Annotated in this window: 11 protein-coding genes; 9 read left to right on the top strand and 2 right to left on the bottom strand. The window is 52.9% G+C overall.

The features are described 5' to 3' along the window. The first annotated feature begins 64 nt into the window (after nt 1–64). Both yahK and yahM read left to right on the top strand, forming a co-directional pair. Nucleotides 65–1114: an NADPH-dependent aldehyde reductase YahK gene (gene yahK / locus EAS44_RS18950; RefSeq protein WP_000692719.1), complete on the top strand. Its 1050-nt coding sequence runs from the start codon at nt 65–67 to the stop codon at nt 1112–1114. 621 nt (nt 1115–1735) lie between these two features. Beyond that, nucleotides 1736–1981: a protein YahM gene (gene yahM / locus EAS44_RS18945; RefSeq protein ID WP_025856282.1), complete on the top strand. Its 246-nt coding sequence runs from the start codon at nt 1736–1738 to the stop codon at nt 1979–1981. A 16-nt stretch (nt 1982–1997) separates the two neighbouring features. On the opposite strand, the gene yahN is transcribed toward yahM, so the two are convergent. Beyond that, entirely contained in the window at nt 1998–2669 is a 672-nt protein-coding gene (gene yahN / locus EAS44_RS18940) for a LysE family transporter (protein ID WP_000976975.1), read from the bottom strand. Nucleotides 2670–2815: 146 nt separating this feature from the next. On the opposite strand from yahN, the gene yahO reads away from it, so the two are divergent. Further along, entirely contained in the window at nt 2816–3091 is a 276-nt protein-coding gene (yahO, locus tag EAS44_RS18935) for a DUF1471 family periplasmic protein YahO (protein ID WP_000691953.1), read from the top strand. Nucleotides 3092–3191: 100 nt separating this feature from the next. Here yahO and prpR read toward each other — a convergent pair whose 3' ends face one another. Beyond that, complete coding sequence (gene prpR, locus EAS44_RS18930; RefSeq protein ID WP_000941091.1) at nt 3192–4778, bottom strand: propionate catabolism operon regulatory protein PrpR; 1587 nt, start codon at nt 4776–4778, stop codon at nt 3192–3194. Between the two features lie 238 nt (nt 4779–5016). Here prpR and prpB point away from each other — a divergent pair, with 238 nt between their 5' ends. The 6 genes from prpB to codA all read left to right on the top strand — a co-directional run bounded on the left by prpB (nt 5017) and on the right by codA (nt 13389). Beyond that, nucleotides 5017–5907: a methylisocitrate lyase gene (prpB, locus tag EAS44_RS18925; RefSeq protein ID WP_000052170.1), complete on the top strand. Its 891-nt coding sequence runs from the start codon at nt 5017–5019 to the stop codon at nt 5905–5907. A 44-nt stretch (nt 5908–5951) separates the two neighbouring features. Then, a complete protein-coding gene (gene prpC / locus EAS44_RS18920; protein WP_001285893.1) occupies nt 5952–7121 on the top strand; it encodes a 2-methylcitrate synthase in 1170 nt (389 codons plus the stop codon). 33 nt (nt 7122–7154) lie between these two features. Beyond that, a complete protein-coding gene (gene prpD / locus EAS44_RS18915) occupies nt 7155–8606 on the top strand; it encodes a 2-methylcitrate dehydratase (protein WP_001275885.1) in 1452 nt (483 codons plus the stop codon). Nucleotides 8607–8645: 39 nt separating this feature from the next. Next, a complete protein-coding gene (gene prpE / locus EAS44_RS18910) occupies nt 8646–10532 on the top strand; it encodes a propionate--CoA ligase (RefSeq protein WP_000010273.1) in 1887 nt (628 codons plus the stop codon). Between the two features lie 324 nt (nt 10533–10856). Continuing rightward, nucleotides 10857–12116, top strand: coding sequence for a cytosine permease (gene codB / locus EAS44_RS18905; protein WP_000076253.1), 1260 nt, complete (start codon nt 10857–10859; stop codon nt 12114–12116). Beyond that, entirely contained in the window at nt 12106–13389 is a 1284-nt protein-coding gene (gene codA / locus EAS44_RS18900; RefSeq protein WP_000069181.1) for a cytosine/isoguanine deaminase, read from the top strand. The genes codB and codA overlap by 11 nt, the downstream gene beginning before the upstream one ends. The last annotated feature ends 39 nt before the right edge of the window (nt 13390–13428 follow it).

The following is a 13428-nucleotide window of genomic DNA, read 5'->3' as shown; positions in this document are numbered from 1 at the left end:
GCGTTTTGCCGCGATGACATATCAGGCATCGCCAAATACACATAGCTAATCAGGAGTAAACACAATGAAGATCAAAGCTGTTGGTGCATATTCCGCTAAACAACCGCTTGAACCGATGGATATCACCCGGCGTGAACCGGGACCGCATGATGTCAAAATTGAAATCGCTTACTGTGGCGTCTGCCATTCCGATATCCACCAGGTCCGTTCCGAGTGGGCGGGGACGGTTTATCCCTGCGTGCCGGGCCATGAAATTGTAGGGCGCGTGGTAGCCGTTGGTGATCAGGTAGAAAAATATGCGCCGGGCGATCTGGTTGGTGTCGGCTGCATTGTCGACAGTTGTAAACATTGCGAAGAGTGTGAAGATGGGCTGGAAAACTACTGTGATCACATGACCGGAACCTATAACTCGCCGACACCGGATGAACCGGGCCATACTCTGGGCGGCTACTCACAACAGATCGTCGTTCATGAGCGATATGTTCTGCGTATTCGTCACCCGCAAGAGCAGCTGGCGGCGGTGGCTCCTTTATTGTGTGCAGGAATCACCACGTACTCGCCGCTACGCCACTGGCTGGCCGGGCCGGGTAAAAAAGTGGGCGTGGTCGGCATCGGCGGTCTGGGACATATGGGGATTAAACTGGCCCACGCGATGGGGGCGCATGTGGTGGCATTTACCACTTCTGAGTCAAAACGCGAAGCGGCAAAAGCCCTGGGGGCCGATGAAGTTGTTAACTCACGCAATGCCGATGAGATGGTGGCTCATGTGAAGAGTTTCGATTTCATTTTGAATACAGTAGCTGCGCCACATAATCTCGACGATTTTACCACCTTGCTGAAGCGCGATGGCACCATAACGCTGGTTGGTGCGCCTGCGACACCGCATAAATCGCCGGAAGTTTTCAACCTGATCATGAAACGCCGCGCGATAGCTGGTTCTATGATTGGCGGCATTCCAGAAACTCAGGAGATGCTCGATTTTTGCGCCGAACATGGCATCGTGGCTGATATAGAGATGATTCGGGCCGATCAAATTAATGAAGCCTATGAGCGAATGCTGCGTGGTGATGTGAAATATCGTTTTGTTATCGATAATCGCACACTAACAGACTGAAAAAATTAATAAACATCCTGTGGTTTAACATATTAACTTCGCTCCACTTAACTTTTTAGTTAAGGAGAGCGAAATAATATCAAAGTAGTGGTAAACCTATAGCGTAAATTCAGATTGTTAAATTAACTCCACTACTTTACACGTTAGTTATGAGCGATTTCTGATAGTGTCTGGTTTAATCAGAGCTTTATTATCTGCGACGTTTATTTTTATTTAAGAGAGCCACCTGCAAGTTGTTATTCCACCAGAGAGTGAATCGCAAAGCAGGTCATCATTTCATCTGTATATCTGTATGCCAAATGGCATTCCCCCTCCTTTTTCGCCGATATTTTGTTGTGAACGGCGGAGTTTCGCTTAAAAAAGCACCAGTAGTGGTTTCGCAGCTATATGGTGTATAAAAAATGTTCTCATACAGATGTTTTGTGAATGTGTGGGTTGACATTCATATGAAAAAAATCATAATTCCATCATGTTTGTGTGGGGTCTTTTCTGTATCTTACGCATCGCACTCAAGCCTGACAGAAAATATGCTGTAAGGCTCATATCAAAAACCGCCATTAGCTCATCAGGAAGAGCAGACGACAACCAGGATTGTTGTATGGTACGGGGTTCGAGGCCTCGATGGCGGTCCAACTTTTCAAAACTCTTCTGAATCAGATCCCCTTATTTTCATCCCTGCAAAGTGGAACATTGCCATTGTTTGGCTATTCAGGACGGGTCAGAGCAATGAAAAAAGCCCACACAGGGGAGAGTGGGCTGAAATGGGAAGCTAAAGACTCAAGTAAACTTATCGGAAATAAGGCCCACGCATTACGGGGGCTATCATCGCCGATGGTCGGGATTCGGCAAATCAGGTTGATTACGTAGAGAGTAAATTATCTGCTCACCGCTGCGTCACCCCTTCGTAAATCAGGCGTAGCGCGAATACACCAATAATTGCACCAATAACCCGACTGGCAACGCGTTGCATACGCCCATAAGCACGACGCACTGCGGGCAAAGAAAACGCCTGACTAAGAAAGACTCGCCAGATAATTGATGCGAGCACAATCCCCGCCCAGGCCATTAAACGTGCCCATGTTGGTGTTTCGGCATTTAATGTTACTGAGAAAATACTGATAAAAAATAAAACGGTTTGCGGGTTAGAGAGATCGGTAATTAATCCACGGCGGAAAAAGACATACCAGGGGGCACTAATCGGTTGTTGTAGTGTGCTCATCTGCGGTGTTGACTGGCGGCGCATGCTACACCACGCAAACCATAAGAGATAAGCGCCGCCGACGATTCTGATAAGCGAAAAAATCTCCTCACACTGCGTAATTAGCGTTGCAAGACCAAACAAACCCAACCCGGAATAAAACGCATCGCCCAGCGCCACGCCCAGTCCGGTCAGCACCCCTGCGCGTCGACCGGAAGCCAGGCTGGTTTGTACTACCACAAAGAGATTGGCTCCCGGATTAAAAAAAGTAATCACGAACAGTCCTACGGTCAGATAAACGGCGTGCAAAGGATCCATAGTGATTTCATCCATAAATAAGTGAAGTAACTTCATCATATTTCTACCAAAAATAATCGGGTGCGAGAGAGATCACAAAGTGTCTTATTTCCGGTTACTGGCGTTTATGCCCTGACTGAACTAATTATTAATCAACCCAATAATGTGGGTGGGTGATAGTGTGATAACAACTCTGGAGCCGTAATATGAAAATAATCTCTAAAATGTTAGTCGGTGCGTTAGCGTTTGCCGTTACCAATGTCTATGCCGCAGAATTAATGACCAAAGCGGAATTTGAAAAGGTTGAATCGCAATATGAAAAAATAGGTGATATTTCAACCAGCAATGAAATGTCGACCGCAGATGCGAAAGAAGATTTGATCAAAAAAGCGGATGAAAAAGGGGCTGATGTGTTGGTGCTGACCTCTGGTCAAACTGACAATAAGATTCACGGCACGGCAAATATTTATAAGAAGAAGTAATTCTGAAACCTATGTAAACATCCCCGATGCGTAAGTTTATCGGTGATCATCATCTATTGAAATTTATGCCGGATAAAGCGTTCGCGCTGCATTCGGCAGTTCAGTTTTTCAGCCGCCGCCAGAAGGTCGTCCGGCTTATGCCTAAATAATTCGCCGCTGCTGTTTTATCGCCTTTAAATTTCTCCAGTGCCTGTTGTGGTGTCAGCAAGCGTGGAGCGGGAGTTTTCGCTGACTCGCGCGCCAGCTCCGGCAGTAGCAGCTGCAAAAATTGCGGCGTTAAATCCGGCGTCGGTTCCACACTTAAAAACAGCGCCAGTCGCTCCATCATATTGCGCAGTTCACGAATATTGCCCGGCCAGTCGTAGTGCACCAGCACGGTTTCGCTTGCCTGTAATCCCTGGCGTAATGCGGCAGAAAACGGGGCGGAGAGCGCCGCCAGAGACACTTTCAAAAAGCTTTCCGCCAGCGGCAGAATATCCGTCACCCGCTCGCGCAGTGGTGGCAATTGCAGACGCAAAATACTCAGCCGATAAAACAGATCACGGCGAAACTGCCCTTGCCGCATATCTTCTTCCAGATTGCAGTGAGTGGCGCTAATGACTCGCACATCCACCGGAACAGGCTGATGCCCGCCGACGCGGGTGACCTCTTTTTCTTCCAGCACCCGCAGCAGCCGAGTCTGCAACGGCAGCGGCATTTCGCCTATCTCGTCAAGAAACAGCGTGCCACCGTGGGCGATTTCGAACAGCCCGGCGCGACCTCCGCGTCGCGAGCCGGTGAACGCCCCTTCCTCATAGCCAAACAGCTCTGCTTCCAGCAACGATTCGGCAATCGCCCCGCAGTTGACGGCAACAAACGGATGCGACTTTTTGCCCTGTCGCGCATCGTGGCGGGCAAAATATTCCCGATGAATCGCCTGGGCCGCCAGCTCTTTGCCCGTCCCCGTTTCCCCCTCAATCAACACCGCTGCACTGGAGCGGGCATACAGCAAAATAGTCTGCCGCACCTGTTCCATCTGTGGTGATTGACCGAGCATATCGCCCAGCACGTAACGAGTACGCAGGGCGTTACGGGTGGCATCGTGAGTGTTATGGCGTAACGACATGCGCGTCATATCCAGCGCATCGCTGAATGCCTGGCGCACGGTGGCGGCGGAATAGATAAAAATTCCGGTCATTCCGGCTTCTTCTGCCAGATCGGTAATCAGCCCCGCACCGACCACCGCTTCGGTGCCGTTAGCTTTTAGCTCGTTAATCTGCCCGCGTGCGTCTTCCTCGGTAATGTAGCTACGTTGATCGAGGCGCAAATTAAAGGTTTTTTGAAACGCCACCAGTGCCGGAATAGTTTCCTGATAAGTGACAACGCCGATAGAAGAGGTGAGTTTTCCGGCTTTTGCCAGTGCCTGTAACACATCGTAGCCGCTCGGTTTAATCAAAATAACTGGCACTGACAGGCGGCTTTTCAGATACGCGCCGTTAGAGCCAGCGGCAATGATGGCGTCACAGCGTTCGCTTGCCAGTTTCTTGCGGATGTAGGTCACCGCTTTTTCAAAGCCAAGCTGAATAGGGGTGATATTCGCCAGGTGATCAAACTCGAGACTGATATCGCGAAACAGCTCGAACAGGCGCGTTACCGATACCGTCCAGATAACCGGTTTGTCGTCATTAAGCCGTGGTGGATGTGCCATAGCGCACCGCAAAGTTAAGAAACCGAATATTGGGTTTAGCCTTGTTTCATAATTGTTGCAATGAAACGCGGTGAAACATTGCCTGAAACGTTAACTGAAACGCATTTTTGCGGATTACTTCATGACTTTATCTCTAACAAATTGAAATTAAACATTTAATTTTATTCAGTCAATTGTGGCACACCCCTTGCTTTGTCTTTATCAACGCAAATAACAAGTTGATAACAAAGGATGGGCTATGTCTCTACACTCTCCAGGTAAAGCGTTTCGCGCTGCACTGTCTAAAGAAAATCCATTGCAGATTGTTGGCACCATTAACGCCAACCATGCGCTGTTGGCGCAGCGTGCCGGATATCAGGCAATTTATCTCTCCGGCGGTGGCGTGGCGGCAGGGTCGCTGGGGCTGCCCGATCTCGGTATTTCTACTCTTGATGACGTGCTGACAGATATTCGCCGTATCACCGACGTTTGTTCGCTGCCGCTGCTGGTGGATGCGGATATCGGTTTTGGTTCTTCTGCTTTTAACGTGGCGCGCACCGTGAAATCGATGATTAAAGCCGGTGCGGCAGGATTGCATATTGAAGATCAGGTTGGTGCGAAACGCTGCGGTCATCGCCCGAACAAAGCGATCGTCTCGAAAGAGGAGATGGTGGATCGGATCCGCGCGGCGGTGGATGCGAAAACCGATCCTGATTTTGTGATCATGGCGCGCACCGATGCGCTGGCGGTAGAGGGGCTGGACGCCGCGATCGAGCGTGCGCAGGCCTATGTTGAAGCGGGTGCCGAGATGTTGTTCCCGGAGGCGATTACCGAACTCGCCATGTACCGCCAGTTTGCCGATGCGGTGCAGGTGCCGATCCTCGCTAACATTACCGAATTTGGTGCCACGCCGCTGTTTACTACCGATGAATTACGCAGTGCCCATGTTGCAATGGCGCTGTACCCGCTTTCAGCGTTCCGTGCCATGAACCGCGCCGCTGAACATGTCTACAACGTCCTGCGTCAGGAAGGCACGCAGAAAAGCGTCATCGACACCATGCAGACCCGCAACGAGCTGTACGAAAGCATCAACTACTACCAGTACGAAGAGAAGCTCGACGACCTGTTTGCCCGTAACCAGGCGAAATAAAACACAACGAAAAATATCTCGACCCTACAAATGACGAGGACAACATGAGCGACACAACGATCCTGCAAAACAGTACCCATGTCATTAAACCGAAAAAATCGGTGGCGCTTTCTGGCGTTCCGGCGGGCAATACGGCGCTCTGCACCGTGGGTAAAAGTGGCAATGACTTGCATTACCGTGGCTACGATATTCTTGATCTGGCGGCACATTGCGAATTTGAAGAAGTGGCGCATCTGCTGATCCACGGCAAACTGCCGACCCGTGACGAACTTGCCGCCTACAAAACGAAACTGAAAGCCCTGCGCGGTTTACCGGCTAACGTGCGTACTGTGCTGGAAGCCTTACCAGCGGCGTCGCACCCGATGGATGTTATGCGCACCGGCGTTTCCGCGCTCGGCTGCACACTGCCGGAAAAAGAGGGGCACACTGTATCTGGTGCGCGGGATATTGCCGACAAACTGCTGGCGTCACTTAGCTCGATTCTTCTCTACTGGTATCACTACAGCCATAACGGCGAACGCATCCAGCCGGAAACTGATGACGACTCTATCGGCGGTCACTTCCTGCATCTGCTGCACGGCGAAAAGCCGTCGCCAAGCTGGGAAAAGGCGATGCATATCTCGCTGGTGCTGTACGCCGAACACGAGTTTAACGCTTCCACCTTTACCAGCCGGGTGATTGCGGGCACTGGCTCTGATATGTATTCCGCGATTATTGGCGCGATTGGCGCACTGCGCGGACCGAAACACGGCGGGGCGAATGAAGTGTCGCTGGAGATCCAGCAACGCTACGAAACGCCGGACGAAGCCGAAGCAGATATCCGCAAGCGGGTGGAAAACAAAGAAGTGGTCATTGGTTTTGGGCATCCGGTTTATACCATCGCCGACCCGCGCCACCAGGTGATCAAACGCGTGGCAAAGCAGCTCTCGCAGGAAGGCGGCTCGCTGAAGATGTACAACATCGCCGATCGCCTGGAAACAGTGATGTGGGAGAGCAAAAAGATGTTCCCCAATCTCGACTGGTTCTCCGCTGTTTCCTACAACATGATGGGTGTTCCCACCGAGATGTTCACACCACTGTTTGTTATCGCCCGCGTCACCGGCTGGGCGGCGCACATTATCGAACAACGTCAGGACAACAAAATTATCCGTCCTTCCGCCAATTATGTTGGACCGGAAGACCGCCAGTTTGTCGCGCTGGATAAGCGCCAGTAAACCTCTACGAATAACAATAAGGAAACGTACCCAATGTCAGCTCAAATCAACAACATTCGCCCGGAATTTGATCGTGAAATCGTTGATATCGTCGATTACGTGATGAACTACGAAATCAGCTCCAGAGTAGCCTACGACACCGCACATTACTGCCTGCTCGACACGCTCGGCTGCGGTCTTGAAGCTCTCGAATACCCAGCCTGTAAAAAACTGCTGGGGCCAATTGTCCCCGGCACCGTCGTCCCCAACGGCGTGCGCGTCCCCGGAACTCAGTTCCAGCTCGACCCCGTCCAGGCGGCATTTAACATCGGCGCGATGATCCGCTGGCTCGATTTCAACGATACCTGGCTGGCGGCGGAGTGGGGGCATCCTTCCGACAACCTCGGCGGCATTCTGGCAACGGCGGACTGGCTTTCGCGCAACGCGATCGCCAGCGGCAAAGCGCCGTTGACCATGAAACAGGTGCTGACCGGAATGATCAAAGCCCATGAAATTCAGGGCTGCATCGCGCTGGAAAACTCCTTTAACCGCGTTGGTCTCGACCACGTTCTGTTAGTGAAAGTGGCTTCCACCGCCGTGGTCGCCGAAATGCTCGGCCTGACCCGCGAGGAAATTCTCAACGCCGTTTCGCTGGCATGGGTAGACGGACAGTCGCTGCGCACTTATCGTCATGCACCGAACACCGGTACGCGTAAATCCTGGGCGGCGGGCGATGCCACGTCCCGCGCGGTACGTCTGGCGCTGATGGCGAAAACGGGCGAAATGGGTTACCCGTCAGCTCTGACCGCGCCGGTGTGGGGTTTCTACGACGTCTCCTTTAAAGGTGAGTCGTTCCGCTTCCAGCGCCCGTACGGTTCTTACGTCATGGAAAATGTGCTGTTCAAAATCTCCTTTCCGGCGGAGTTCCACTCCCAGACGGCAGTTGAAGCAGCGATGACGCTCTATGAACAGATGCAGGCAGCAGGCAAAACGGCGGCGGATATCGAAAAAGTGACCATTCGCACCCACGAAGCCTGTATTCGCATCATCGACAAAAAAGGGCCGCTCAATAACCCGGCTGACCGCGACCACTGCATTCAGTACATGGTGGCGATCCCGCTGCTGTTCGGGCGCTTAACGGCGGCAGATTACGAGGACAACGTTGCGCAAGATAAACGCATTGACGCCCTGCGCGAGAAGATCAATTGCTTTGAAGATCCGGCATTTACTGCTGACTACCACGACCCGGAAAAACGCGCCATCGCCAATGCCATTACCCTTGAGTTCACCGACGGCACGCGCTTTGAAGAAGTGGTGGTGGAGTACCCCATTGGTCATGCTCGCCGCCGTCAGGATGGCATTCCGAAACTGGTCGATAAATTCAAAATCAATCTCGCGCGCCAGTTCCCGACTCGCCAGCAGCAGCGCATTCTGGAGGTTTCTCTCGACAGAACTCGCCTGGAACAGATGCCGGTCAATGAGTATCTCGACCTGTACGTCATTTAAGTAAACGGCGGTAAGGCGTAAGTTCAACAGGAGAGCATTATGTCTTTTAGCGAATTTTATCAGCGTTCGATTAACGAACCGGAGCAGTTCTGGGCCGAGCAGGCCCGGCGTATTGACTGGCAGACGCCCTTTACGCAAACGCTCGACCACAGCAACCCGCCGTTTGCCCGTTGGTTTTGTGAAGGCCGAACCAACTTGTGTCACAACGCTATCGATCGCTGGCTGGAGAAACAGCCAGAGGCGCTGGCATTGATTGCCGTCTCTTCGGAAACAGAGGAAGAGCGTACCTTTACCTTTCGTCAGCTGCATGACGAAGTGAACGCGGTGGCCTCAATGTTGCGTTCATTGGGGGTGCAGCGTGGCGATCGGGTGCTGGTGTATATGCCGATGATTGCCGAAGCGCATATTACTCTGCTGGCCTGCGCGCGTATTGGCGCTATTCACTCGGTGGTGTTTGGTGGATTTGCCTCGCACAGCGTGGCGGCGCGAATTGATGATGCTAAACCGGTGCTGATTGTCTCGGCTGATGCCGGAGCGCGCGGTGGCAAAATCATTCCCTATAAAAAATTACTCGACGATGCGATAAGTCAGGCGCAGCATCAGCCGCGCCACGTTTTACTGGTGGATCGCGGACTGGCGAAAATGGCGCGCGTCAGCGGGCGGGATGTCGATTTCGCGTCGTTGCGCCATCAACACATCGGTGCGCGGGTGCCGGTGGCGTGGCTGGAATCCAACGAAACCTCCTGCATTCTCTACACCTCCGGCACGACCGGCAAACCTAAAGGTGTGCAGCGTGATGTCGGCGGATATGCGGTGGCGCTGGCGACCTCGATGGACACCATTTTTGGCGGCAAAGCGGGCGGCGTGTTCTTTTGTGCTTCGGATATCGGCTGGGTGGTAGGGCATTCGTATATCGTTTACGCGCCGCTGCTGGCGGGGATGGCGACTATCGTTTACGAAGGATTGCCGACCTGGCCGGACTGCGGCGTGTGGTGGAAAATTGTCGAGAAATATCAGGTTAGCCGCATGTTCTCAGCGCCGACCGCCATTCGCGTGCTGAAAAAATTCCCTACCGCTGAAATTCGCAAACACGATCTTTCGTCGCTGGAAGTGCTCTATCTGGCTGGAGAACCGCTGGATGAGCCGACCGCCAGTTGGGTGAGCAATACGCTGGATGTGCCGGTCATCGACAACTACTGGCAGACCGAATCCGGCTGGCCGATTATGGCGATTGCTCGCGGTCTGGATGACAGGCCGACGCGTCTGGGAAGCCCCGGCGTGCCGATGTATGGCTATAACGTGCAGTTGCTCAATGAAGTCACCGGCGAACCGTGTGGCGTCAATGAGAAAGGGATGCTGGTAGTGGAGGGGCCATTGCCGCCAGGCTGTATTCAGACCATCTGGGGCGACGACGACCGCTTTGTGAAGACGTACTGGTCGCTGTTTTCCCGTCCGGTGTACGCCACTTTTGACTGGGGCATCCGCGATGCTGACGGTTATCACTTTATTCTCGGGCGCACTGACGATGTGATTAACGTTGCCGGACATCGGCTGGGTACGCGTGAGATTGAAGAGAGTATCTCCAGTCATCCGGGCGTTGCCGAAGTGGCGGTGGTTGGGGTGAAAGATGCGCTGAAAGGGCAGGTGGCGGTGGCGTTTGTCATTCCGAAAGAGAGCGACAGTCTGGAAGACCGTGAGGTGGCGCACTTGCAAGAGAAGGCAATTATGGCGCTGGTAGACAGCCAGATTGGCAACTTTGGCCGCCCGGCGCACGTCTGGTTTGTCTCGCAATTGCCAAAAACGCGATCCGGAAAAATGCTGCGCCGCACGATCCAGGCGATTTGCGAAGGACGCGATCCTGGGGATCTGACGACCATTGATGATCCGGCGTCGTTGGATCAGATCCGCCAGGCGATGGAAGAGTAGGTCGGATAAGGCGCTCGCGCCGCATCCGACACCGTGCGCAGATGCCTGATGCGACGCTGACGCGTCTTATCATGCCTACAGGCCTGAACCGTAGGTCGGATAAGGCGCTCGCGCCGCATCCGACACCATGCGCAGATGCCTGATGCGACGCTGACGCGTCTTATCATGCCTACCCACTGTTTTTACACAGATAAGTTTCCCCCGCCTTTTTGCACTCATTCATATAAAAAATATATCCCCCTACGAAAACGATTGCTTTTTATCTTCAGATGAATAGAATGCGGCGGATTTTTTGGGTTTCAAACAGCAAAAAGGGGGAATTTCGTGTCGCAAGATAACAACTTTAGCCAGGGGCCAGTCCCGCAGTCGGCGCGGAAAGGGGTATTGGCATTGACGTTCGTCATGCTGGGATTAACCTTCTTTTCCGCCAGTATGTGGACCGGCGGCACTCTCGGAACCGGTCTTAGCTATCATGATTTCTTCCTCGCAGTTCTCATCGGTAATCTTCTCCTCGGTATTTACACTTCATTTCTTGGTTACATTGGCGCAAAAACCGGCCTGACCACCCATCTTCTTGCTCGCTTCTCGTTTGGTGTTAAAGGCTCATGGTTGCCTTCACTGCTGCTGGGCGGCACCCAGGTTGGCTGGTTTGGCGTTGGCGTGGCGATGTTTTCTATTCCGGTGGGCAAGGCAACCGGGCTGGATATTAATTTGCTGATTGCCGTCTCCGGTTTACTGATGACCGTCACCGTCTTCTTTGGCATTTCGGCGCTGACGGTTCTTTCGGTGATTGCGGTTCCGGCTATCGCCTGCCTTGGCGGTTATTCCGTGTGGCTGGCCGTTAACGGCATGGGCGGCCTGGACGTATTAAAAGCGGTCGTTCCCGCACAACCGTTAGATTTCAATGTCGCGCTGGCGCTGGTTGTGGGGTCATTCATCAGTGCGGGTACGCTCACCGCTGACTTTGTCCGGTTTGGTCGCAATGCCAAACTGGCGGTGCTGGTGGCGATGGTGGCCTTTTTCCTCGGCAACTCGTTGATGTTTATTTTCGGTGCAGCGGGCGCTGCGGCACTGGGGATGGCGGATATCTCTGATGTGATGATTGCTCAGGGCCTGCTGCTGCCTGCGATTGTGGTGCTGGGGCTGAATATCTGGACCACCAACGATAACGCGCTCTATGCGTCGGGTTTAGGTTTCGCCAACATTACCGGTATGTCGAGCAAAACCCTTTCGGTGATTAACGGTATTATCGGTACGGTCTGCGCATTATGGCTGTATAACAATTTTGTCGGCTGGTTGACCTTCCTTTCGGCAGCTATTCCTCCAGTGGGCGGCGTGATCATCGCTGATTATCTGATGAACCGTCGCCGCTATGAGCACTTTGCGACCACGCGTATGATGAGTGTCAATTGGGTGGCGATTCTGGCGGTCGCGCTGGGGATTGCCGCAGGCCACTGGTTACCGGGAATTGTTCCGGTCAACGCGGTATTAGGTGGCGCGCTGAGCTATCTGATCCTTAACCCGATTTTGAATCGTAAAACGACAGCAGCAATGACGCATGTGGAGGCTAACAGTGTCGAATAATGCTTTACAAACAATTATTAACGCCCAGTTACCCGGCAAAGAGGGGCTGTGGCAGATTCATCTTCACGACGGAAAAATCAGCGCCATTGATGCGCAATCCGGGGTGATGCCCGTAACTGAAAACAGCCTGGATGCCGAACAAGGTTTAGTTTTACCGCCGTTTGTGGAGCCGCATATTCACCTGGACACCACGCAAACCGCCGGACAACCGAACTGGAATCAGTCCGGCACGCTGTTTGAAGGCATTGAACGCTGGGCCGAGCGCAAAGCGTTATTAACTCATGACGATGTGAAACAACGCGCATGGCAAACGCTGAAATGGCAGATTGCCAACGGCATTCAGCATGTGCGTACCCATGTCGATGTCTCCGACGCAACGCTGACTGCGTTGAAAGCGATGCTGGAAGTGAAACAGGAAGTTGCGCCGTGGATTGATCTGCAAATCGTCGCCTTCCCGCAGGAAGGGATTTTGTCGTATCCCAATGGTGAAGCGTTGCTGGAAGAGGCGCTACGCTTAGGGGCAGATGTTGTTGGGGCGATTCCGCATTTTGAATTTACCCGTGAATACGGCGTGGAGTCGCTGCATAAAACCTTCGCCCTGGCGCAAAAATACGACCGTCTCATCGACGTTCACTGTGATGAGATCGATGACGAGCAGTCGCGCTTTGTCGAAACCGTTGCTGCCCTGGCGCACCGTGAAGGCATGGGCGCGCGAGTCACCGCCAGCCATACTACGGCAATGCACTCCTATAACGGGGCGTATACTTCGCGCCTGTTCCGTTTGCTGAAAATGTCCGGTATTAACTTTGTCGCCAACCCGTTGGTCAATATTCATCTGCAAGGACGTTTCGATACGTATCCAAAACGTCGCGGCATCACGCGCGTTAAAGAGATGCTGGAGTCCGGCATTAACGTCTGCTTTGGTCACGATGATGTCTTCGATCCGTGGTATCCGCTGGGAACGGCGAATATGCTGCAAGTGCTGCATATGGGGCTGCATGTTTGCCAGCTGATGGGCTACGGGCAGATTAACGACGGCCTGAATTTAATCACCCACCACAGCGCCAGGACGTTGAATTTGCAGGATTACGGCATTGCCGCCGGAAACAGCGCCAACCTGATTATCCTGCCGGCTGAAAATGGGTTTGATGCGCTGCGCCGTCAGGTTCCGGTACGTTATTCGGTACGTGGCGGCAAGGTGATTGCCAGCACACAACCGGCACAAACCACCGTATATCTGGAGCAGCCAGAAGCCATCGATTACAAACGGTAATCGGCTGGGTTACCGCGAGCGTAGTTTATGCCGGATGCG

It is taken from the genome of Escherichia coli DSM 30083 = JCM 1649 = ATCC 11775 (genome assembly GCF_003697165.2).
GTDB lineage: Bacteria > Pseudomonadota > Gammaproteobacteria > Enterobacterales > Enterobacteriaceae > Escherichia > Escherichia coli.
The sequence above is the reverse complement of the archived record's forward strand: the minus strand, read 5'-3'. Positions and strand labels throughout refer to the sequence as shown.